This is a genomic window from Achromobacter sp. CSND-B12 (assembly GCF_052906545.1).
On sequence record NZ_JBREGJ010000001.1, the window covers coordinates 5,029,782 to 5,051,383 of the forward strand.

The following is a 21,602-nucleotide window of genomic DNA, read 5'->3' on the forward strand; positions in this document are numbered from 1 at the left end:
TTCGGGCCTGACACTTAGGTGAATCTTAAGTCGGGGCGGGGCCGCGCGCAAAGGCGACCCTGGCCCGCAGGCCGCTGCCGCCGGGCGCATCTTCAAGGGTGATGGTCGCGCCGTGGCGTTCGGCGATGGCGCGCGCGATCGCCAGTCCCAGGCCGCTGCCGTGCTGGGTGTTGCCTTCGAGCCGGTAGAAGCGGTCGAACACGCGGGCGCGTTCCCCGGGCGGGATGCCCGGACCGTTGTCGTCGATCAGCAGCAGTGCCTGTCCGGCGGGCGCTTCGAGCCGGATGTCGACATGGCCGCCGGGCGGCGTGTATTTGATCGCATTGTCGAGCAGGTTGCGCGCCAGCAGCACCAGGTCGTCGCGCCGTCCGCGCACCCAGGCTTGCGGCTCGCCATGCATTTGCACATCGATGTCCCTGGCGTTGGCGTCGGCCAGGGTTTCGGACAGGGCCAGCCGCAGGACCTCGGCCAGGTCCACCGGTTCGGGCGCGGCGCGTTCGGCGGCGTTTTCGTGGCGCGCCATGGACAGCAACTGCTCCACCAGCCGCGTGGCGCGCTCGATGCCTGCCGCCAGGCGTTCCTCGGCGACGCGGCGGCTGGCGTCGTCGCCGGCGCGTCGCAGCGATTGCAGTTGCAGTTTCAGTGCCGCCAGCGGTGAGCGCAGTTCGTGCGCGGCATCGCCGACGAACTGCTTTTGCAGCGCGAACGCGCCTCGCATCCTCTCCAGCAGCAGGTTCAGTTCCTGCATCAGGGGCTGGATCTCGTCCGGCAGGTCGGGCACGTTGATGGGTGACAGGTCCTCGGGTTGGCGGTCCGCCACCTGGGCCCGCGCGCGCTTGACCGGCCGCAGCGACCAGCTCACCACGCACCAGACGATCAGCATCAGCAGCGGCGCCGCCGCCGCAATCGGCGCCACCGTGCGCCAGGCCAGCGCGCCCGCCATGCGCTTGCGGACGCTCATGTCCTGCGCCACCTGGATCACCTGGAACGGCGTGGCCAGTGAATAGACGCGATAGGTGTTACCTTCGACCTCGGTGTCGGCGAACCCCAGGACGATCTGGTCGGGCAGGGGGCGGCGCGAACGCGAATTGAACACGCGCACGCCATCCGGCGTCCAGATCTGGATGATCAGGTCGTCGGCCATGGGCGTGGCCGATCCCTGGGCGTGGGCGGGACCCATGCGCAACAGGCCGTCGCCCGTGCCCAGCGACAGCGCGGTGCGCTGCAGCAGCGAGTCAAAGATGTCGTCGGCCTGCTGCAAGGTGCTGCGGTAGCTGATGGCGCCTTGCACCAGCGCGCCGACCGCGATCGCCGCGAGCAGGAAGAACAGCAACCGGGCCCGCAGCGAATAGCTAAGCGGAATGCTCATGTTTTGGGAATGACATAGCCGACGCCTCTGACGTTCTGGATCAGGTTCTGCCCCAGTTTCTTGCGCAGGCCATGAATATAAACCTCAACCGCATTGCTGCTGACGCTGTCCTTCCAGCTGTACAGCTTCTCCTCGAGCTGGGCGCGCGAGAAGATCATGCCGGGCCGCGCGATGAGCGGTTCCAGCACCGCCCATTCGCGCGCGGTCAGCGGCACCGGCGTGCCGTCGACCGTGGCGGCGTGGGATTGCGGATCGATGGTGATGCCCTCGTGTTCGAACACCGGCTCGGCGCGGCCCGCGCTGCGGCGGATCAGCGCGCGCATGCGGGCCAGCAGTTCGTCGACGTCATAGGGCTTGACGATGTAGTCGTCGGCGCCGGCATCCAGTCCGGCGATGCGGTCGCTGACGGCGTCGCGCGCCGTGGCGATCAGCACCGGGGTGCGGTCCTTGCGCGCGCGCAGTTCGCGCAACAGCGTCAGTCCATCGCGGCGAGGCAGCCCGAGGTCGAGCAATACGAGGTCGTAGGGATCGGTGCGCAGGGCCAGTTCGGCCGCGTGGCCGTCCTTGACCCAATCGACGGCGTAGTGCTCGGCGCGCAGGCAGTCCAGCACGCTTTCCCCGATCATGGTGTCGTCTTCTACGAGAAGGATGCGCATGATAGTCGTTGCCGTGATGTGTCCAGCGGGTTGGACGCGCGCGGCAAGGCGGGAGTTCCCGCAAGGGAAGTGGCGGGGGGGTATCGGGCGGTGGATGCGGCCGGAAATGAAAAAAGCAGCCCGGTCGGGCTGCTTTTTGAATTCTGGTGCCGGCAATAGGAGTCGAACCTACGACCTTCGCATTACGAATGCGCTGCTCTACCAACTGAGCTATGCCGGCAAGACCATTTGCTTCGTTTCCGGCAAGCCAGAACTTCAAGCAAAACATCTTTTTTTTCGCAGTTCATGCCCTGTTTATGGGGCCCGATCTGGAAAGACCGAAATCATATCAGAGTTTTTCTGCGATGGGAAACATGCGGCGCCCCTCCCGCGAAAAAACATCGGATTTGCACACTTCGAATTTTTCCTTCATAATCTCATTTCTTAGCAGTTCCCCGATAGCTCAGTCGGTAGAGCGACGGACTGTTAATCCGCAGGTCGCTGGTTCGAGCCCAGCTCGGGGAGCCAAAGAATTCAGGGCCACTCACGCAAGTGAGTGGCCCTTTTGGTTTTCCGTGTCGCTACGTGGCGATACGTGTGCGTGACCTTTTCTGCGGCGGTTCATGCCGTGCTGCTCCATTTCGTGTTGCTCCAGTTGCCTCGCTGCGCGTAAGATTTGTTATGTAATAACATTTCTTTTTATGGGTGGCGTCATGCGGATGAAAGATGAGAAGACAGGTGGCGGGTCGGAAGCGGGGCCGGCGGCCGGGACGGGCGAGGCGTCGGTCGAGAAGCTGACTCAGGGTCCGGACGGCGGCGGTCGCCGGCGCGATGCGCGTCTGCCCGTGACGGTGTTGTCGGGCTTTCTGGGCGCGGGCAAGACCAGCCTGCTCAATCATGTGCTCAATAACCGCGAGGGGCGGCGGGTGGCGGTCATCGTCAACGACATGTCCGAGGTCAATATCGACGCCAGGCTGGTGCGCGAGGGCGGGGCGGCGCTGTCGCGGGCGGACGAGAAGCTGGTGGAAATGAGCAACGGCTGTATCTGCTGTACGTTGCGCGAAGACTTGTTGATCGAGATCCGCCGGCTGGCCGCCGAGGGGCGCTTCGATTATCTCTTGATCGAGTCGACCGGCATCTCGGAGCCGCTGCCGGTCGCCGAAACGTTCACGTTCCGCGACGAGGATGGCGCCAGCCTGTCCGACCTGGCGCGCCTGGACACCATGGTGACGGTCGTGGACGCATTCAATTTCCTGCGCGACTATGCCAGCCATGACAGCCTGGCCGCGCGCGGCGAGACGCTGGGCGACGAGGACGGGCGCACCGTGGTGGATCTGTTGATCGAGCAGGTGGAATTCTGCGACGTGATGGTGCTGAACAAGACCGACCTGGTCGCGGCGGACGAATTGGCGCGGCTCGAGGCCATATTGCGCAAACTCAATCCGCGGGCCGATATCGTGCGGGGCGAATTCGGCCGGGTGCCCTTGGCGCGCGTGCTGGACACCGGGCGCTTCGATTTCGAGGAAGCGGCGCGGGCGCCCGGCTGGCTGAAGGAATTGCGCGGCGAGCATACGCCCGAGACCCAGGAGTATGGCATCGGCAGCTTCGTGTTCCGCGCCCGGCGTCCGTTCCATCCGCAGCGCCTGTGGGATTGGATGCAGCAAGAATGGCCCGGGGTGGTGCGCTCGAAAGGGTATTTCTGGCTGGTGACGCGTCCCGCCTTCGCGGCTTCGTGGTCGCAGGCCGGGCCGGTCACGCGCCATGGCGCGGCAGGATACTGGTGGGCGGCGTTGCCCCGCGAGCGTTGGCCCGATGATGCGGATTCCCGTGCCCGGATCATTGCCGACTGGGATCCTGTCTATGGAGACCGCTGCCAGGAACTGGTGCTGATCGGCATCGGCATGGACCAGGCGGCTCTGGACGCGCGCTTGCGCGCCTGCCTGATGACGCAGGAAGAAATGGCCCGGCCCGCGGCCGAATTGGCTACGATTCGGGATCCATTCCCCATTTGGGGCGCGGTGCAATAGAGAGGGCGGGCGGGAGTCCGTGGCATGGATGGCGGCGGAAGGCGACAAACGCATCGGCGTGACGGTGATTTCGGGATTTCTGGGCAGTGGCAAGACGACGCTGTTGAACCGGCTGTTGCGCGAACCCGCTTATGCCGACGCGGTAGTGATCGTCAATGAGTACGGCGATATCGGCGTCGATCATCACCTGGTCCGCATGGCGCAGGACAATATCGTCTTGATAGAAGGCGGATGCCTTTGCTGCGTGGTCAGCGGCGCAGTGGCCGATACCTTGCGGGAACTGTTCATGCTGGCGCTGAGCCGCCGCATCAAGCCCTTCCGGCGCGTGCTGATCGAAACCAGCGGCCTGGCGGATCCCGCCCCGATCCTGTTCACGCTCAAGCACGATCGTTTCCTGGCCGAGCGCTATGCCTACCAAGGCGCCATCGTGGTGGTGGACGTGCCGCATGGCGCGGCGCACATGGCCGATCAACCCGAGGCGCTGCGGCAATTGGCGTTGGCCGACACGGTCGTGCTGAGTAAATCCGATCTTGCGGATGCGGCGCAGTTGCGTCGCGTCGAACAGGCCGTCGCGACGATCAATCCGGGGGCGCGTCGTTGCGTGCAGCGCAGCGATGCGCCCCTGGCGAGCGCGCTGCTGGAGGGGCCGGATACGCAGGCGCGTCGTGATGGCGCCGATCTGGCCGGATGGCTGCAAGCGTTCGCCAAGCCGATGGCCGGCCGCCATGCGCAGGTCGCGAGCTTCTCGTTGCCGTTGGTCGCGCCGATCGGGCGGGCGGCTTTCCTGGCGGGCGTATCGCGTGTGCAGGAACGGTTCGGGACGGCCTTGCTGCGGATGAAGGGATTGGTGTGCTTCGACGGCGAAATCCTGCCGTGCGAGGTCCATGGCGTACATGGCGAGCTATATCCGATCCGGCCGTTGCCGCAATGGCCGGATGACGAGCGGCTGTCACGGCTGGTCTATATCGTCCGCGGCGTCGACGTGGCGCAAGTGCGTGCCGAAGTCTGCGCCGCGCTGGGGCAGTTTCCCCTCTGATCCCGCGGCTGGATGGGGCGATCGCTGGCGGCGTGGCCGCCGGCCGGGCTTCGCGCCGGAACGGGGATTCTTGCGGTGTGCCGCTACGGCAAGCCGAGGCTTGCGCCAAGGAGCGGATGGCCGGGAAGATCGACGCTTCAGGTTCCGTGCCGGCAGGTCATGGGTCGTGGCGCGCGCAAGCGCGGCGGCGATTGCCAGGGGGCTTGAAATGGTCTGGTGGTTGCCATTTCAGGTGCTGAAAATGCACGGAAGTACGGTATAACCGCAAAGTCTGGTGCAAGAATCGAGACAATCATGGACCGATTGAAAGCGATGCAGGTATTCGTGGAGGTCGCCGACCGGGGAAGCCTGTCGGCGGCGGCGGTCCATCTGGATATGTCGCGCGCCATGGTGTCGCGCTACCTGGCCGAAATGGAGCAATGGGTGGGCGTGCGCCTGCTGCATCGCACCACCCGGCGCCTGAGCCTGACGCCGGCCGGCGCCGAAACCTTGCCGCGGTGCCGGCAGATGCTTGACATGGTGGGCGACCTGCGCAGTGCGGTGTCCACTCCCGAGGACACGCCGCGGGGGCTGCTGCGCATGACCACCAGCATGTCGTTCGGCTCGCGGCATCTGGCGCGGGTGGTCACCGATTACGTCAAGCTGCATCCGGGTACGTCGGTCGACCTGATGCTGGTCGAGCGGGCGGTCAACCTCGTCGAAGAGCGGGTGGATCTGGCCGTGCGCATCACCAACGACCTGGATCCCAACCTGATTGCCCGCAAGCTGGCCGTGTGCCGTTCGGTCGTCTGCGCGTCGCCCGAATATCTGCAGCGTGAGGGCGAGCCAGCGCGGGTCGAGGACCTGTCCTTGCGCAATTGCCTGACCCACTCCTATTTTGGCAAGAGCCTGTGGCGTTTCGAGCGTGACGGGGTGCCCGTGGACGTGCCTGTCAGCGGCAACATCAGTGCCAATGAGGTGTCGGTGTTGCTGCAGGCGGCCCTGGAGGGCGCGGGCATCGCGATGCTGCCCACTTATTACGCCGCCGAATATGTTGCGCAGGGGCGGCTCAAGGCCATCCTGCCGCAGGCCAGGCCGCAGGAGCTCGGGATTTACGGCGTCTATGCGTCGCGCCGCCAGATGCCCCTGATCCTGCGTTCCATGCTGGACTTCCTGGTCGAAAGGCTGGGGCCGGCGCCATGGGATCAGTCCTAGGAATTGCTGCCGTGGGGGGATTGCCGGGCCGCCTGGGTTGAGGGCAGGGTATATAACGGTATAATTTGATTGCTGCCTCGACAGGCTGAGCGCTGCGCATCAGGGCTTTTGCCAATGTCCGCTAGCATGTAGTCTTAGAAAACATCTAAGAATCGTGGTTCCGATGTGTCGTGGTTCCGGCCGCACGGCTGGACATTGCGGGGTCGGATGCCAGGAGCACCAGGGGAGGCTCGCCGGATTTTCCGGATGACGGTGGCAGGCGCGTGGCGCCAGTGACCGATGCCTGACGATTCAGGTTCTTGATATCGATTGCCGCAATATCGATCGCCGCGAGAAGGCTGCCAGGCGGTGGCGCATCCCGCAGGCTTGTTGGCTCGTTGGCCAGCTTTTTCCAGATTTTGCTTATACGGTTCTTCGTTGACGGATTTACCGCTGACGAATTTGTCCCCGCCCTCGTCGGGGCGTATGCGCAGCCCATCCGGCGCTGACCCGCCCGCGAAACCGCGTAGCGATGGGTACGCGGCTCATGGGGTTGTTATTCGTGGGGCGTCCCGCGATGTGTGGCCGATGATGCGTGGCCGTTGATGTGGCCGTTGATGTGGCCGTTGATGTGGCCCGCGATGTGGCCCTTGATGTGGCCCGTGATGTGGCCCTTGATGCGGTGCTTGGCAGTAACTACAGGATTCTCGTGAGAAATACGCAAACCAGCGCTGTCTGTGGCGGTCCGGCCGATGTGGCGGTCCGGGTGGCTGCGCGGGCCGGTGGCTGTGAGGGTGGTTCGCCGGTTCACCAGGCCCCGGCCCAGGTGGTTCTGGCCGAAGGCGCGCTTGCTCAAGGCGTTTTCACCCGAGCTGTCTTTACCCGGGGCGCCTTCACTCAAAAACGCATTTTCCCTGACGCGTTTGCCCGGAATATCTTTAACGATTCTTCGGCCGCAATTTTCTTCGGCCACTATTCTTCGGCCACAATTCTTCGGCCGCAAATGAAAAAGGCCCGGCGCATTCGCCAGGCCTTGATCAATTTGGTTGCGGGGGCAGGATTTGAACCTACGACCTTCGGGTTATGAGCCCGACGAGCTGCCAGACTGCTCCACCCCGCGTCTGAGAAAAGAATAATAGCCTTATTTTCAACCTAACGCAAGTTAGCCCTTTTTTGAATTTGAATGTCGATGAACGATAGCGAGGCGATACTCGTGCTGGAAACCGCGCTGCTTTGCGCGGTGCAGCCGATGCAACTGTCCGAAATGCGCAAGCTGTTCGGGGACGATGAACAATTCGACAACAGCGCATTGCGCGCGTTGCTCGAGACCCTGCAGAACAACTGGGCCGATGGCGGGCTGGAACTGGTGCAGCTGGCAACCGGATGGCGGTTTCAAAGCCGTCCCCACATGCAGCGCTACCTGGAACGGCTGAATCCCGAGAAGCCGCCCAAATATTCCCGCGCGGTGATGGAGACGCTGGCCATCGTGGCCTGGCGCCAGCCGGTGACCCGCGGCGACATCGAGGACATTCGCGGGGTAACGGTATCGTCGAACATCGTGAAGGCGTTGGAGGATCGCGGTTGGATCGAGGTGATCGGCCATCGCGATGCGCCGGGACGCCCGGCCCTGTTTGGCACCACGCGCCAGTTCCTCGATGACCTGGGCTTGCGCGCGCTGGACGAACTGCCGGCGCTCGAATCGGCGCATGCCGCCGCGGCCCTGGCTGGCCTGGACCTGGGCGAGGTGCAACAATTGGCGCAGGCCGCCGAAGAGGCCGATGCCGACACGGCTGGCGCGGCCAATGATAGCGGTGCGGTCGATGAATTGGAGGGGGCGGCGCCAGCGCCGGAGGCTGCCGAGTTGCCCGAGGGCGCCGATGGCGAGGCGGCCCAGACCAGTATTCCGGCTGTGGAATTGTCTGTTTCGGACGACGAAGCCACCATCGTGGCGGGCGATAGCGTAGAATCCCGGCTTTCGCGCGCAGAAGAAGACGCGATTCCCGCAGACGATGCCACCGTCCGGGCGCAAGCCGAAAGCTTGTCCGATGCGCCCTCTGCGGACATCGAGGATGCCGGGCGTTTCAATCAAGCCGAAACGCAGGCCGAAACGCCGCTGGTGGATGCCGCCCAAGAGGCGCATGGCGGGTTGTCCGAAAATCCCGCAGACGCTGACGCTTCCGATGCAGTCGCCGAGTCCGGCGTTGCAATCGAAGTTGCCCAGTACGCGGAAAGCGCGAAACCGACCGAACCGATAGACGAGGCTGAACCCCTGGCGCATGGCGTCGGGTCGTTCCAGACCGATACCGGCTCCGCCGCGGCGGAGTCGACCGAGCCGGATTCGGATCAGCCCGAGGCTGATCGCGAGCCGGAGTCCCCAGATGATGATGCGCCTGCTCCCGGCAGGCCTCCCCAAGTTTGACATTCGGAGCTGTCCCAGTGACAACGAATACAGCAATGCAGGACGACAACCCCCGTCCGGACGACGCCGTTTCCAACGCGCCGGCGGAAGCTTCCGCCGGCCGCGAACCGGCCGCCGAGGGCGAAGCCCGTGGCCGTGGCCGCAAATTGCGCACGCCGTTCCGCCGCCGTCGCGGTGACGCGGCCGCCGAGCAGGCTCCCGCTACCGAAGGGCAGGCCGCGACGGCTGGCCAGGCGGATGCGGCGGATGCCCGTGGCGGCGAGCAGGAAGCCGAGCAGGCGCTGTCGTACCTCGAGACCGCCGACCGCATGGAGCAGCGGTTGGGCAAGTACCTGAACAGCGAAGCCGTCATGCCCAAGCTGCACAAGGTGCTGGCGGATGCGGGCATTGGCTCGCGTCGAGAGATGGAAGAGCTGATCGTCGCCGGCCGTGTATCGGTCAACGGCGAGCCGGCGCACATCGGCCAGCGCGTAGCGCCGAATGACCAAGTGCGGGTCAATGGCAAGCCGATCATGCGGACCAATACCAAGAAGCCGCCGCGCGTGATCCTGTATCACAAGCCGGCAGGTGAAATCGTCAGCCATGACGATCCGGGCGGCCGCGCCAGCGTGTTTGCGCGCCTGCCCAAGCTGCGCACCGGCAAGTGGCTGTCGGTCGGCCGGCTCGATCTGAATACCGAGGGTCTGCTGATCTTCACTACGTCGGGCGACATGGCCAACCGCATCATGCACCCGCGTTACGGCACCGAGCGTGAATACGCCGTGCGTGTGCTGGGCGAGATGGACGAGGCGCAGCGTCAATCGCTGGTCGATGGCATCGAGCTGGAAGACGGCGTGGCCGCTTTCGGCGCGCTCGATTACCTGGGTGGCGACGGCAGCAACCGTTGGTATCGGGTGACGCTGCAGGAAGGCCGCAATCGCGAAGTGCGCCGCATGTTCGAGGCGGTTGGTGTAACGGTCAGCCGGCTGATCCGCACCCGCTTTGGCGACGTGGTGTTGCCCCGCACGCTGCGTCGTGGCCGCTGGGAGGAACTGGACGCCTCGCTGGTCACCGCGCTGATGGTGCAGCTCGGGCTGTTGCGTGAAGACGACGAGTCGGGCGGTAACCGCCGCCGCTCCAAGCAACCGCAATCGCATGACAGCGCCTTGCCTCCCGGCTTTGGCACCATGGACCGCAACGGCATGAACGGTGCCCGCATCGGCCGTCGCGGCAAGATCCAGGGTGGCCGTGCCGGCAGCGCTGGCCAGGCGGCGGCGTGTCCCTCCGATCCCTTCGGAACCGGGCTGATGATCGCGGGCGGCTATGCCAATGGGCACCCTCTGGCGGGCGAAGCCAACGGCAATCGCAAGGGCGGCAAGCCCGCTGGCGGTCGCGGCCAGGCGGGCGCGGGTGGCAAGTCCGGCGGACGCGGCGGCAAGGCGGGTGGCGGCAAGGCGCGCGGCGTGCGCGCCGCGGCCGCTGGTTCGGCCGGCGCGCCGGAAGCGACAGTGGGCGCTGGCCGGAAACCGGCGGGCGCCAAGCCTGGCGGCAAGCCGGCAGGCGCGCGCGGCGGCAATGCCGGCCGCGGAAACAAGCCGGCGGGAGCCGGTCGCGCGGGCAACAAGGCCGAGGGCGCGCGCGCCGGCGGCAACAAGGGGCCGGGCGCCGGGGGCAAGCCGCGCGCGGCCCGCGGCGGTTCGGCGCCTCGTGGCGACGACTGGCAGCCGCGTGGCGCCTCGGCCCATGAATCGCGCCTTGGCGTGATGGGCGGCCGAGGCGGCAGGGGGCGTTAAGCCACCCTCGGGGCGGCGTCAGGATGGCGCCGCCGGCCGGATGCGTCCCACTTAACCGTAAGCCCGTGACGAATCAGGCGTTTTTCCAGTTTATCTGGTAAAATCAATGGTTTTCATGGCTTCGCGTTCGTTGCGCGTTCCCTGGTTCGCGCCCCGCTTTTGCTGTCTGGCGCGCCGGAATGCCTGTTTGATGGCGTGCATCCTGGCTGTGGCGGTTGGCTCGGCGGGTGTGCAAGCAAATGCGGAATTCGAAGCTGGCGAATGCGTCGCAAGGGCGGCGCGAGCCGAAAATTAGGTCGCAATATAGGGCGCTGCCCAGCATTGCTCCTTACGTGCAGTAGGGTGGCGGCTGGGCACTGTGCAATACGGTGGGCTGGGCGTGCAGCCCATTTTTTTTGAGTATATGGCTGATTTATTCGCATTGACCGAAGAGGCACTGGCCGGCATGGACGTCGAACTCGTCGACGTCGAACGTGCCGCGCTGGGCCTTTTGCGCGTCACGATCGATCGGGTCGGCGGTGTGCGCATCGAAGACTGCGAGCAGGTGTCCCGCCAATTGTCGCGGGTGTACGAGGTCGAGAACATCGACTACAAGCGGCTGGAAGTCGGTTCGCCGGGCATTGACCGCCCGTTGCGCAACGAGGCCGAATTCCGTCGCTTCGCGGGCGAACGCATCGAGATCAAGCTGCGCGAGGCATTGGACGGACGCAAGGTCTTCTCCGGCACGTTGACCGTGCCCGAAGACGCGCCCGCGGCGTCGGACGCCGTGGCAGGCATGCACAAGACCGTGTTCGGTCTCGAATTTGAGGCAAAAAAGAACGAAATCCAGGTGTTGAATTTCACGGTCGACGATATCGAGCGTGCAAAACTGGATCCCGTTCTGGATTTCAAGGGCAAAAAGCGATGAGTCGCGAAATTCTTCTGTTGGTCGATGCCTTGGCGCGTGAAAAGAACGTCACGCGTGATGTCGTGTTCGGGGCGCTGGAAAGCGCGCTGGCCTCGGCCATGAAAAAGCGCTTCAAGGATGATGCGGACATTCGTGTTGCCATCGATCGTGAAACCGGTGACCACGAAGGTTTCCGCCGTTGGCTGGTGGTGCCCGACGAAGCGGGCCTGCAGGAACCCGACAAGCAGGAAATGCTGTCGGACGCGGTCGAGATCGTGCCCAACATCCAGGTTGGCGAGTACATCGAGGAACCGCTCGAGCCCATCGAGTTCGGCCGTATCGGCGCCCAGGCCGCCAAGCAGGCGATCCTGCAGAAGATCCGCGACGCCGAGCGCGAACAGGTCCTGAACGACTTCCTGGATCGCGGCGAAACCATCGTGTCCGGCACCATCAAGCGCATGGACAAGGGCGACGCCATCATCGAGACCGGCAAGATCGAAGCGCGCCTGCCGCGTTCTGAAATGATCCCGAAGGAAAACCTGCGGGTCGCCGATCGCGTGCGCGCCTTCGTGTTGCGCGTCGACCACGCCGCCCGTGGCCAGCAGGTGATCCTGTCGCGCACGTCGCCCGAGTTCATCCGCCAGCTGTTCGAGAATGAAGTGCCCGAGATCGAGCAGGGCCTGCTCGAGATCAAGGCAGCCGCTCGCGACGCCGGCGTGCGTGCCAAGATCGCCGTGGTGGCATACGATAAGCGTATCGACCCCATCGGCACCTGCGTGGGCATGCGCGGTTCGCGCGTGACCGCCGTGCGCAATGAATTGGGCGGCGAGCAGGTCGACATCGTGCTGTGGTCGGAAGATCCGGCACAGTTCGTCATCGGCGCCCTGGCCCCGGCCAACGTCGAGTCCATCGTGGTGGACGAAGACAAGCACGCGATGGACGTCGTGGTGGACGAGGAAAACCTGCCCAAGGCGATCGGCGCCAAGGGTCAGAACGTGCGCCTGGCTTCCGAGCTGACCGGCTGGCAGATCAACATCATGACGCCGGAAGAAAGCCTGAACCGCCAGGAAGTCGAGCGTTCGGGCCTGCGCGCCACGTTCATGAACAAGCTGGATGTCGATGAGGAAGTCGCCGACATCCTGATCGACGAAGGTTTCACCGGTATCGAGGAAATCGCCTACGTCCCCATGCAGGAACTGCTGGAGATCGAGGCGTTCGACGAAGACACCATCAACGAGTTGCGCGCCCGTGCCCGCAATGCGCTGCTGACCGAGGCCATCGCCCAGGAAGAGCGTCTTGAAACGGCCCAGGATCTGCTCGAACTCGAAGGCGTGACGCCGGAACTGGCCGCCAAGCTGGCCGAGCGTCAAGTGCATACGCGTGATGATCTGGCCGAATTGGCGACGGACGAGCTGGCGGAAATCGCCGGCCTGACCGAGCAGGAAGCCAGCGACCTCATCATGCGTGCCCGCGCCCATTGGTTTGACGAAGAATAACCAAAAGGACACGGGTCTGCGGCGGATGGCCGTCGAGTCCGCCGCAAGTTCACGTTGTTTGTAATAGCTGCATATAGGGAAGAGAGAGCCTAATGTCGAGTAACACCGTCGCCCAGTTCGCTACCGAGCTGAAAATGCCTGCCAATGTGCTGCTGGAACAGCTGCGCTCGGCTGGCGTTGACCTCAAATCGGTGGACGATTCCGTCACCGACAGCGACAAGGCGAAATTGCTCGAATCGCTGCGCCGCGCCCACGGCGCGACCGAAGGCAAGAAGATCACCCTGACGCGCCGCCAGACCTCCGAGATCCGCCAGGCCGATGCCACCGGCCGCTCGCGCACCATCCAGGTCGAGGTCCGCAAGAAGCGCGTGTTCGTCAAGCGTGATCCCTCCGAACTGGCCCTGGAGCAGGCCGCCGCCGCTCGCGCCGAAGAGGAAGCGGGCGCGGAAGAAGCCGCGCAGGTGTCCGCGCCGGCCGCGTCCGAAGTGACGGCGCCGGTCGAGCCGCGCGAAGCCGCGCCGGTCCAGGCTCCCGCTCCGGCTCCGGCGCAGGAACCCGTTGCTGTAGAAGCGCCCGCGCCGGTGGAAGCGCCCGCGCCTGTTGAACCCGTCGCGGCCGAAGTGCCCGCCCCCGTTGCGGCCCCCGCCGCCGAAGTCCAGGCCCAGCCTGAACCGGAACCGACGCCGGCGCCCGCTCCTGCCGAGCCCGTGGCCGAAGAGGCCAAGCCCGAAGTCAAGACTGAATCCACCGAGCCCAAGGCTGAAGAAGCCAAGCCGGAACCCGTTGTGCTAGCCAATAAGTCCGAACCATCGTCCTCCCAGGCCGCCGCGCCTGTTGTCGCCCAGGTCCCGCCTGCGGCGAAGTCCGAACCCGCCAAGTCCGCCGCCAAGCCGGTCGAGGCCGCCGCGCCCGCCGCCAAGGTTGGCAACCGTGCCGACAACCGCCGCGCCGGCCCGCCGCTCGCCGCCTCCGCCACTGGCGCCGGCCGCGATGAGGCCCGCCGCGCCGCCGAGGCCGAAGCCGCCGCGTTGCGCGAAATGTTGAACCGCCCGCGCAAGGTGCTGCGCGCACCCGAACCGGAAGCGCCCGCCGCGGCAGCCGCGCCGATTTCGGGCACGCTGCACAAGCCGGCCGGCAAGGGGGCCGCGGGTCCTGGCGCCAAGAAGGACGCCAAGCCCGCCGCGCCTGGCACCAAGAAGACCATCAAGACGGCCGAAGTCGCCTCGACCTGGTCGGATGACGCCTCGCGCAAGAAGCCGGCCGACAAGCCGGCGGCGCCGGCCAGCCGCGACGGCTGGCGTGCCGGCGGCAAGGGCGGTGGCAAGGGTGGCGGCCGTGGTGGCCGCAACCAGCAGAATGATCGCCGCAACGAGCCGGCGCCGCAGGAATTCATCGCGCGCGAAGTGCACGTGCCGGAAACCATCAGCGTGGCCGACCTGGCCCACAAGATGTCCGTCAAGGCCGCCGAAGTCATCAAGCAATTGATGAAGCTGGGCCAGATGGTCACCATCAACCAGGTGCTGGACCAGGAAACCGCCATGATCGTGGTCGAGGAACTGGGCCACGTGGCGATCGCCGCCAAGCTCGATGACCCGGAAGCCTTCCTGGACGAAACCGCCAGCGTGTCGGAAGCCGAACAGCTGCCGCGCGCTCCGGTCGTGACCGTGATGGGCCACGTCGACCACGGCAAGACCTCGCTGCTGGACTACATCCGCCGCGCCAAGGTTGCCGCGGGCGAAGCCGGCGGCATTACGCAGCACATCGGCGCCTATCACGTGGAAACCGAGCGTGGCATGGTGACCTTCCTGGATACCCCGGGCCACGAGGCGTTCACCGCCATGCGTGCCCGTGGCGCCAAGGCCACCGACATCGTCATCCTGGTCTGCGCGGCCGACGACGGCGTGATGCCGCAGACGCGCGAAGCCATCCACCATGCCAAGGCCGCCGGCGTGCCGATGGTGGTGGCCATGACCAAGATCGACAAGCCCAGCGCCAACCCCGAGCGCGTCAAGCAGGAGCTGGTCGCCGAGGAAGTGGTGCCGGAAGAATACGGCGGCGACGTGCCGTTCGTGCCGGTGTCGGCCAAGACCGGCGAGGGCATCGACGCTCTGCTCGAAAACGTGCTGCTGCAGGCCGAACTGCTGGAACTGAAGGCGCCGGTCGACGCGCAGGCCAAGGGCCTGGTGATCGAAGCCCGCCTGGACAAGGGCCGCGGCCCCGTCGCGACCATCCTGGTCCAGAGCGGCACGCTGCACCGTGGCGACGTGGTGCTTGCCGGCGCCAGCTTCGGCCGCGTGCGCGCCATGCTCGACGAGAACGGCAAGCCGATCCAGGCAGCCGGTCCGTCCATCCCCGTGGAAATCCAGGGCCTGACCGAAGTGCCGGCCGCCGGCGATGAGCTGATGGTGCTGTCGGACGAGCGCAAGGCGCGCGAGATCGCGCTGTTCCGCCAGGGCAAGTTCCGCGACGTCAAGCTGGCCCGCCAGCAGGCCGCCAAGCTGGAATCGATGTTCGACAACCTGGGCGAAGGCACCCAGACCCTGGCGCTGATCGTCAAGACCGACGTCCAGGGTTCGCAGGAAGCGCTGGTGCAGTCGCTGACCAAGCTGTCGACCGACGAAGTGCGCGTGCAAGTGGTGCACGCGGCCGTGGGCGGCATCTCGGAAAGCGACATCAACCTGGCGATCGCCTCGAACGCCGTGGTGATCGGCTTCAACGTCCGCGCCGAAGCGAGCGCCAAGAAGCTGGCCGAGACCAACGGCATCGACGTGCGCTACTACAACATCATCTACGACGCCGTGGACGAGGTGAAGGCAGCCATGTCGGGCATGCTGGCGCCCGAGAAGAAGGAAGAGATCATCGGCCTGGTCGAGATCCGCGAGGTCTACAGCATCTCCCGCATCGGCAACATCGCCGGTTGCATGGTGCTCGACGGCCTGGTGCGTCGCGATTCGCAGGTCCGCCTGCTGCGCAACAACGTGGTCCAGTGGACCGGCCAGCTCGATTCGCTGCGCCGCTTCAAGGACGACGTCAAGGAAGTCAAGTCGGGCTTCGATTGCGGTCTTACGCTGCGCGGCAACAACGACATCCAGGTGGGCGACCAGCTGGAAGTCTTTGAAATCAAGGAAATCGCGCGTACGCTGTAAAGCGTCGCGAGGCATTGCTTCCAATGAGCCGTCACAAGTCCAAAGCCATCCCCGGCCGCAATCTGCGGTTGGCCGACCAGATCCAGAAGGATCTGGCCGGGATCATCCAGCGCGAGATCGACACGACCCGCGCTGGCTTGATCACGCTCTCCGGTGTGGAACTGTCGACCGACTACGCGCATGCCAAGGTGTATTTCACGGTTCTGGGCGCCGAGCCCGAGGCCGCGACCGCCTTGCTGAACGAGAAGGCCGGCTGGCTGCATTCCCAGCTGTACAAGCTGCTGCACATTCATACTGTCCCCACTTTGCGCTTCTTCCACGACGAGCAGATTGCCCGTGGTATCGAAATGTCGATCCTCATCGACCGCGCAAACCGGCCCGGCCCGCACTCGGGCGTGCCCGACGAACCTGAAGACCAGTCCTGATCGGGCTGTCGTCACTGCTTTAATTTCCGGATTCCGACGATGGCTAAACGACGCGGGCTTGCGCTCGACGGTGTGCTGTTGCTCGACAAACCCGTAGGTTTGTCGAGCAACCACGCCTTGCAACGCGCCAAGCGTGCCATGGACGCGGCGAAGGCCGGCCATACCGGCACCCTCGACCCCTTTGCCACCGGCCTGCTGGTGTGCTGCATGGGCCGGGCAACCAAGATTTCCGGCGCGATGCTTGACGCCGACAAGGCCTACCGCGCTACGCTGCAATTTGGCGAGGAAACCGATTCCGGCGACCTGACCGGCAACGTGGTGGCCACCGCCGCGCCCGGCTTCGTGGTCGAGGAACAGGCGCTGCGCGACGCGCTGTCACGTTTCTCGGGCACGATCGAGCAGATTCCGCCCATGTATTCGGCGCTCAAGCGCGACGGCAAGCCGCTGTACGAATACGCGCGGGCCGGCATCGAGTTGGAACGCCCGCCGCGGCAGATTACGATTTACCGCATCGAGCTGCTGTCCCTGAACGGGACGCAGGCAGAGATCGATGTGGCTTGCAGTAAAGGCACATACATCCGGACGCTGGCCCAGGACATCGGGCGCGCGCTGGGCTGTTACGCCCACCTGGCGGCGCTGCGGCGCACGCACGTCGGGCCATTTTCTCTGGAACGCGCCGTTGCGCTGGATGCCTTGCAGGCGATGCCAGACCCCAAGCAGGCATTGCTTGCACTGAACGAATTGCCGGCGGGCTTGCTGCCCGCCACCACCTTAAAGGACTCGCTATGACTCGCGCCTTGCGCAACGTCGCCATCATCGCCCACGTGGACCACGGTAAAACCACCCTGGTCGACCAGCTGCTGCGCCAATCCGGCACCTTCCGCGAAAACCAGGCGCTGACCGAACGGGTCATGGACTCGAACGACCTGGAAAAAGAACGCGGCATCACGATTCTGGCCAAGAACTGTGCCGTTGAATACGAAGGCACGCACATCAACATCGTCGACACCCCGGGGCACGCGGACTTCGGTGGCGAAGTCGAGCGCGTGCTGTCGATGGTCGACGGCGTGCTGCTGCTGGTCGATGCCGTCGAAGGCCCGATGCCGCAGACCATCTTCGTGACCCGCAAGGCGCTGGCCCTGGGCCTGAAGCCCATCGTGGTGGTCAACAAGGTCGACCGGCCGGGCGCCCGCACCGATTTCGTCATCAACGCCACCTTCGACCTGTTCGACAAGCTGGGCGCGACCGACGAGCAACTGGACTTCCCGGTGGTGTACGCCTCGGGCCTGTCCGGCTACGCCGGCCTGACGCCGGACGTGCGCGAAGGCGACATGCGCCCGCTGTTCGAAGCCATCCTGCAGCACGTGCCGCAGCGCGACGACGATCCCAACGGCCCGCTGCAAATGCAGATCATCTCGCTGGACTACAACAGCTACGTCGGCAAGATCGGCGTGGGCCGCATCAACCGCGGCCGCATGCGTCCCGGCATGGAAGTGGCCTACAAGTTCGGTCCCGAGGGCCAGGGCGGCCGCGGCCGCATCAACCAGGTGCTGAAGTTCCACGGCCTGGAGCGCATCGTGGTGGACGAAGCCGAAGCCGGCGACATCGTGCTGATCAACGGTATCGAAGACCTGGGCATCGGCTGCACCGTGACCGACCCCGTGACACAGGACGTGCTGCCGATGTTGCGCATCGACGAGCCGACCCTGACCATGAACTTCATGGTCAACACCTCGCCGCTGGCCGGCCGTGAAGGCAAGTTCGTCACCAGCCGCCAGCTGCGCGACCGCCTGGACCGCGAACTGAAGTCGAACGTGGCGCTGCGCGTGCGCGACACCGGCGACGACACCGTGTTCGAAGTGTCGGGCCGCGGCGAACTGCACCTGACCATCCTGCTGGAAACGATGCGCCGCGAAGGCTACGAGCTGGCGGTGTCGCGTCCGCGCGTGGTGTTCAAGGAAGTCGACGGCGTCAAGTGCGAGCCGTTCGAGTCGCTGACCATCGACGTCGAAGACGCCCACCAGGGCGGCGTGATGGAAGAACTGGGCCGCCGCAAGGGCGACCTGCAGGACATGCAGCCGGACGGCCGCGGCCGCACCCGCCTGGAATACCTGATTCCGGCCCGTGGCCTGATCGGCTTCCAGAACGAGTTCCTGACGCTGACGCGCGGCACCGGCCTGATGAGCCACATCTTCCACGAATACGCGCCCATCAAGGAAGGCTCGATCGGCGAGCGCCGCAACGGCGTGCTGATCAGCCAGGACAACGGCGACGCCGTGGCCTACGCGCTGTGGAAGCTGCAGGATCGCGGCCGCATGTTCGTGAACCCGGGCGATGCGCTGTACGAAGGCATGATCATCGGCATCCACAGCCGTGACAACGACCTGGTCGTGAACCCGATCAAGGGCAAGCAGCTGACCAACGTGCGCGCCTCGGGCACCGACGAAGCCGTGCGCCTGGTGCCGCCGATCCAGATGTCGCTGGAGTACGCCGTGGAATTCATCGACGACGACGAACTGGTGGAAATCACGCCCAAGTCGATCCGTCTGCGCAAGCGCTACCTGCAGGAAAACGAGCGCAAGCGCGCCGCGCGCGAATCCGCCGTGTAAGGCGGGGCGGGGTTCAGGCCCCGCGCGCCTGGCAATCGGAAAGCCGCACACCCTTCGGGGTGCGCGGCTTTTTTTCATTCGTGGCCGCGGGCTTGCCTGCGGCGCTGTTCAAGCGGTCGACGGCCCACACGCTGCCGACCACGCGGCGCAGCGGCCGCCGCCCGTGCGCCGGCACGCGGGCTCAGGCGTGCTGGTGCCGGTATTCCTGCGTCTTGCCGCCATAGCCATAGGCGGCCGCGCGCGCGTCGATTACATGCACGTAGGAACATTCGTGCAGCTCGCCGAGGATCTCGCCGAAGGCTGCGTAGATCTCCTGGATGAAGCGCGCCTTCTCGGCCTTGGTGTTGGTCTCGTCGGTGACGCTGATGTCCAGGTGAAAGGCGTTCCTGCCCAGTTCCGACAAGGGGCGCCCGCCGATGAACCATTGGTCCAGCGGAATGTGCTGCAGCGTGATGGCGATGACCGGCAGCTTCTTGCCGAGCACCGACTGGGTCAGGCTGGCGACCGAATCGACGATGCGGCGGTTGCGGGCGGCGTCGGGCTGGCCGGATACGTGGACGACGATGTGGGGCATGACAGGCTCCTTGGGTGAGGGGAATGGAGCCAGTGTAGGGATGGCATTGACATCGGAAAAGCGGGAATTTACGATTTCTTCCATCGTATAAACCGTTGGATAAGCCATGTCCGGATTCGATCTCGACCAGTTGCGCACGCTGGTGGCGGTGCTGGATGCGGGCAGCCTGACGGCGGCCGCGCCCAAGGTGTTCCTGTCGCAATCCTCCGTCAGCGAACAGATGCGCAAGCTGGAGGAGCGGGCCGGCCAGCCGCTGCTGATCCGCGGCAAGTCGGGCGTGGTCGCGACCCCCGCCGGCGAACGCCTGCTGGCGCATGCGCGCGCCATCCTGGCGCTCAGCGACGAAGCCTACCGCGACCTGCGCGGCGTGGCGCTGCGTGGAGAGTTGCGGCTGTGCATCACCGACTACTTCCGGCCCGGCGACGTGGCGCGCCTGCTGTGGCGCCTGAACGAGCAGTATCCCCAGGTGCGCATGCACGTCACCATCATGAAAAGCGGCGCGATCGAGGCCGCCTACGAACGCGGCGAAGTCGATGTCGGCATTTCGATGGTGATCCTGGAGCGCGGGGCGTCGAAAGGGCGGGCGTTGGGACCATTGCTGCGGCGTGAGTCGTTGCTGTGGATGGCGGCCGAGGGCGCGCCGGCGCCGCCGGAACCATTGCCATTGCTGGCGCTGCCCGAGACCTGCGCGTTGCGCCAGTATGCCGAACGATTGCTGGCGCGGCGCGCCGTGCCGTACGCCGTGGCGCACGTGGCCTCGGGCGTCGCGGGGTTGCAACTGGCGATCGGTGCGGGGCTGGGCGTGGCCTGCTTGAACGAGTCGGCACTGGCGCCAGGCATCGGCCGCCTGCAGGCGCCCGGCCTGCCGCCATTGCCCGACGTTGAATTCCGCCTGCTGCCGGCGCGGCCGGGCGAAGATGCCTTTATCGGCCAGGCGCGCGAAGCGATCGAGCGGGCGCTGCGTTGAGCCGGTCTCGGCGCGGCGGTCAGGGGGCCGGTTGTTCCGGCGCGCGCATCAACCAGTGCAGGAATTCGCGGCCCGGACCCGCCTGTCCGACGATGGCGCCGATGGGCTGGAAGGCGCCAGGCGATTCGATCCGCAGGCGCTGAAAATGGCCATGTTGCAGATACCAGCCGGCCAGCGTCAGCGGCACCATGGCCAGCGCCTGCTGCGCCTGCATGACGGCGATCAGCAGTGGCATGGGTGGCGCGGCGCTGGCCAGGCGGCATAGCCGCGGAACCACGCCGGCGCGTTCGAAGAAAGCGGTGAAGACGGCGTGGATCGCCAGTTCCGGACGTGGCTGGATCCAGAGCTGGGTTGCCACCTGCGCCAATGTCGGCGCGGCGTCGCTGGCGAGCAACGGATGGCCGGGCGTGGCGACGATGACGGCGCCATCCTGTTGCAGCGGGACGAAGTCCAGGCCGGCGGGCATCGCTTCGGGGCGCCGGCACAGCAGCATGTCCAGATTGCCCGCAGCCGCCAGCGGCAGCAATTGTTCGCGGCTGCCTTCCTGCAAGTCCACCTGCAGGTCCGGATGGGCCCGCATGTAGGCCGGCAGATGTTGCGTCAGCAGGCCGCTGCTGGCTGCCGGGATGGCGCCCAAGCGCAGGCCGCCGGCGGCGCCGCCGCGCAGGGCCGCGACCGAGTCGGTCGAGGCGCGCAGCGTGGTGAGCATGCCGCGCGCGCAATCGGCCATCAACTGCCCACAGCGGGTGGCGCGCATGCCGCGGGCGTGGCGTTCGAACAGCTCCACGCCCAGCAGGGATTCGATGTCCGCCAAGGCATGGGTGGCGGCCGGCTGGCTCATGCCGATCTGCGCGGCGGCCTGTTGCAGGCTGCCCAGCTCGGCGACCCCGGCCAGCAGTTGCAGGTGGCGCAGGCGCCCCTTGGCCAGCAGCCGGGCGAGCAGGGTGGCGGGAGCGACGTCCATGGATCGAGCATTCCGGATCGAGATATTCAAAATATGAATATATTGGCTAGTTAATGTATTTGAAATAAGGATATGCCCTGCCCAGAATGGCGTGACGCCGGCTA

Annotated in this window: 17 protein-coding genes and 3 tRNA genes; 13 read left to right on the plus strand and 7 right to left on the minus strand. The window is 65.7% G+C overall.

Annotated features, from left to right (window positions below):
* Positions 1–25: 25 nt before the first annotated feature.
* The 3 genes from ACUTAG_RS23650 to ACUTAG_RS23660 form a co-directional block, all read right to left on the minus strand.
* Complete coding sequence (locus ACUTAG_RS23650; protein WP_058664017.1) at positions 26–1,369, minus strand: ATP-binding protein; 1,344 nt, start codon at positions 1,367–1,369, stop codon at positions 26–28.
* Positions 1,366–2,025 carry a response regulator gene (locus ACUTAG_RS23655; RefSeq protein WP_020924554.1) on the minus strand — a complete coding sequence of 220 codons (660 nt, stop codon included), beginning with the start codon at positions 2,023–2,025 and terminating at the stop codon, positions 1,366–1,368. Before ACUTAG_RS23655 ends, ACUTAG_RS23650 begins: the two co-directional genes overlap by 4 nt.
* A 144-nt stretch (positions 2,026–2,169) precedes the next feature.
* Positions 2,170–2,245 (minus strand) — tRNA-Thr (locus ACUTAG_RS23660).
* 211 nt (positions 2,246–2,456) lie between these two features.
* Between ACUTAG_RS23660 and ACUTAG_RS23665 the strand changes: the two genes are divergently transcribed.
* The 4 genes from ACUTAG_RS23665 to ACUTAG_RS23680 all read left to right on the plus strand — a co-directional run bounded on the left by ACUTAG_RS23665 (position 2,457) and on the right by ACUTAG_RS23680 (position 6,261).
* Positions 2,457–2,532, plus strand: a tRNA-Asn gene (locus ACUTAG_RS23665).
* 191 nt (positions 2,533–2,723) lie between these two features.
* Positions 2,724–4,031, plus strand: coding sequence for a zinc metallochaperone GTPase ZigA (gene zigA / locus ACUTAG_RS23670; RefSeq protein WP_262352206.1), 1,308 nt, complete (start codon positions 2,724–2,726; stop codon positions 4,029–4,031).
* A 28-nt stretch (positions 4,032–4,059) separates the two neighbouring features.
* A complete protein-coding gene (locus tag ACUTAG_RS23675; protein WP_020924552.1) occupies positions 4,060–5,067 on the plus strand; it encodes a CobW family GTP-binding protein in 1,008 nt (335 codons plus the stop codon).
* 294 nt (positions 5,068–5,361) lie between these two features.
* Entirely contained in the window at positions 5,362–6,261 is a 900-nt protein-coding gene (locus ACUTAG_RS23680; RefSeq protein ID WP_006388323.1) for a LysR family transcriptional regulator, read from the plus strand.
* Between the two features lie 535 nt (positions 6,262–6,796).
* Here ACUTAG_RS23680 and ACUTAG_RS23685 read toward each other — a convergent pair.
* Both ACUTAG_RS23685 and ACUTAG_RS23690 read right to left on the minus strand, forming a co-directional pair.
* Positions 6,797–7,213, minus strand: coding sequence for a hypothetical protein (locus ACUTAG_RS23685; protein ID WP_446650366.1), 417 nt, complete (start codon positions 7,211–7,213; stop codon positions 6,797–6,799).
* Positions 7,214–7,283: 70 nt separating this feature from the next.
* Positions 7,284–7,360 (minus strand) — tRNA-Met (locus tag ACUTAG_RS23690).
* 63 nt (positions 7,361–7,423) lie between these two features.
* On the opposite strand from ACUTAG_RS23690, the gene scpB reads away from it, so the two are divergent.
* The 8 genes from scpB to typA all read left to right on the plus strand — a co-directional run bounded on the left by scpB (position 7,424) and on the right by typA (position 18,993).
* Positions 7,424–8,659 carry an SMC-Scp complex subunit ScpB gene (scpB, locus tag ACUTAG_RS23695; protein WP_187378252.1) on the plus strand — a complete coding sequence of 412 codons (1,236 nt, stop codon included), beginning with the start codon at positions 7,424–7,426 and terminating at the stop codon, positions 8,657–8,659.
* A 35-nt stretch (positions 8,660–8,694) separates the two neighbouring features.
* The gene (gene rluB, locus ACUTAG_RS23700; RefSeq protein ID WP_054445452.1) at positions 8,695–10,431 is read left to right on the plus strand and encodes a 23S rRNA pseudouridine(2605) synthase RluB; all 1,737 of its coding nucleotides are present in this window, start codon (positions 8,695–8,697) and stop codon (positions 10,429–10,431) included.
* A gap of 403 nt (positions 10,432–10,834) precedes the next feature.
* Positions 10,835–11,338: a ribosome maturation factor RimP gene (gene rimP, locus ACUTAG_RS23705; RefSeq protein ID WP_026383122.1), complete on the plus strand. Its 504-nt coding sequence runs from the start codon at positions 10,835–10,837 to the stop codon at positions 11,336–11,338.
* Positions 11,335–12,813 carry a transcription termination factor NusA gene (gene nusA / locus ACUTAG_RS23710; RefSeq protein ID WP_006388330.1) on the plus strand — a complete coding sequence of 493 codons (1,479 nt, stop codon included), beginning with the start codon at positions 11,335–11,337 and terminating at the stop codon, positions 12,811–12,813. Before rimP ends, nusA begins: the two co-directional genes overlap by 4 nt.
* Before the next feature lie 92 nt (positions 12,814–12,905).
* Positions 12,906–15,959 carry a translation initiation factor IF-2 gene (gene infB, locus ACUTAG_RS23715; protein WP_148316503.1) on the plus strand — a complete coding sequence of 1,018 codons (3,054 nt, stop codon included), beginning with the start codon at positions 12,906–12,908 and terminating at the stop codon, positions 15,957–15,959.
* 23 nt (positions 15,960–15,982) lie between these two features.
* A complete protein-coding gene (gene rbfA / locus ACUTAG_RS23720) occupies positions 15,983–16,384 on the plus strand; it encodes a 30S ribosome-binding factor RbfA (protein WP_006388333.1) in 402 nt (133 codons plus the stop codon).
* A 39-nt stretch (positions 16,385–16,423) separates the two neighbouring features.
* Positions 16,424–17,173 (plus strand): tRNA pseudouridine(55) synthase TruB, encoded by a 750-nt coding sequence (truB, locus tag ACUTAG_RS23725; protein WP_006388334.1) that lies wholly within the window; start codon positions 16,424–16,426, stop codon positions 17,171–17,173.
* Positions 17,170–18,993: a translational GTPase TypA gene (typA, locus tag ACUTAG_RS23730; protein ID WP_006388335.1), complete on the plus strand. Its 1,824-nt coding sequence runs from the start codon at positions 17,170–17,172 to the stop codon at positions 18,991–18,993. The genes truB and typA overlap by 4 nt, the downstream gene beginning before the upstream one ends.
* A gap of 181 nt (positions 18,994–19,174) precedes the next feature.
* Here the strand turns inward: typA and ACUTAG_RS23735 are convergent, their stop codons facing one another.
* Positions 19,175–19,567, minus strand: a complete 393-nt coding sequence (locus ACUTAG_RS23735; RefSeq protein WP_006388336.1) for a tautomerase family protein — start codon at positions 19,565–19,567, stop codon at positions 19,175–19,177.
* Between the two features lie 106 nt (positions 19,568–19,673).
* On the opposite strand from ACUTAG_RS23735, the gene ACUTAG_RS23740 reads away from it, so the two are divergent.
* On the plus strand, positions 19,674–20,534 hold the full coding sequence (locus ACUTAG_RS23740) for a LysR family transcriptional regulator (RefSeq protein WP_148316504.1): 861 nt from the start codon (positions 19,674–19,676) through the stop codon (positions 20,532–20,534).
* A 19-nt stretch (positions 20,535–20,553) separates the two neighbouring features.
* On the opposite strand, the gene ACUTAG_RS23745 is transcribed toward ACUTAG_RS23740, so the two are convergent.
* Complete coding sequence (locus tag ACUTAG_RS23745; RefSeq protein WP_148316506.1) at positions 20,554–21,498, minus strand: LysR family transcriptional regulator; 945 nt, start codon at positions 21,496–21,498, stop codon at positions 20,554–20,556.
* Positions 21,499–21,602 lie beyond the last annotated feature (104 nt).

Coding starts and splice junctions, on each gene's coding strand:
- ACUTAG_RS23745 (WP_148316506.1), bottom strand. CDS start 21,498: ATGGACGTCGCTCCCGCCACCCTGCTCGCCCGGCTGCTGGCCAAGGGG.
- ACUTAG_RS23740 (WP_148316504.1), top strand. CDS start 19,674: ATGTCCGGATTCGATCTCGACCAGTTGCGCACGCTGGTGGCGGTGCTG.
- rimP (WP_026383122.1), top strand. CDS start 10,835: ATGGCTGATTTATTCGCATTGACCGAAGAGGCACTGGCCGGCATGGAC.
- zigA (WP_262352206.1), top strand. CDS start 2,724: ATGAAAGATGAGAAGACAGGTGGCGGGTCGGAAGCGGGGCCGGCGGCC.
- truB (WP_006388334.1), top strand. CDS start 16,424: ATGGCTAAACGACGCGGGCTTGCGCTCGACGGTGTGCTGTTGCTCGAC.
- ACUTAG_RS23675 (WP_020924552.1), top strand. CDS start 4,060: ATGGCGGCGGAAGGCGACAAACGCATCGGCGTGACGGTGATTTCGGGA.
- typA (WP_006388335.1), top strand. CDS start 17,170: ATGACTCGCGCCTTGCGCAACGTCGCCATCATCGCCCACGTGGACCAC.
- ACUTAG_RS23655 (WP_020924554.1), bottom strand. CDS start 2,025: ATGCGCATCCTTCTCGTAGAAGACGACACCATGATCGGGGAAAGCGTG.
- nusA (WP_006388330.1), top strand. CDS start 11,335: ATGAGTCGCGAAATTCTTCTGTTGGTCGATGCCTTGGCGCGTGAAAAG.
- infB (WP_148316503.1), top strand. CDS start 12,906: ATGTCGAGTAACACCGTCGCCCAGTTCGCTACCGAGCTGAAAATGCCT.
- ACUTAG_RS23650 (WP_058664017.1), bottom strand. CDS start 1,369: ATGAGCATTCCGCTTAGCTATTCGCTGCGGGCCCGGTTGCTGTTCTTC.
- rluB (WP_054445452.1), top strand. CDS start 8,695: ATGCAGGACGACAACCCCCGTCCGGACGACGCCGTTTCCAACGCGCCG.
- ACUTAG_RS23680 (WP_006388323.1), top strand. CDS start 5,362: ATGGACCGATTGAAAGCGATGCAGGTATTCGTGGAGGTCGCCGACCGG.
- rbfA (WP_006388333.1), top strand. CDS start 15,983: ATGAGCCGTCACAAGTCCAAAGCCATCCCCGGCCGCAATCTGCGGTTG.
- scpB (WP_187378252.1), top strand. CDS start 7,424: ATGTCGATGAACGATAGCGAGGCGATACTCGTGCTGGAAACCGCGCTG.
- ACUTAG_RS23735 (WP_006388336.1), bottom strand. CDS start 19,567: ATGCCCCACATCGTCGTCCACGTATCCGGCCAGCCCGACGCCGCCCGC.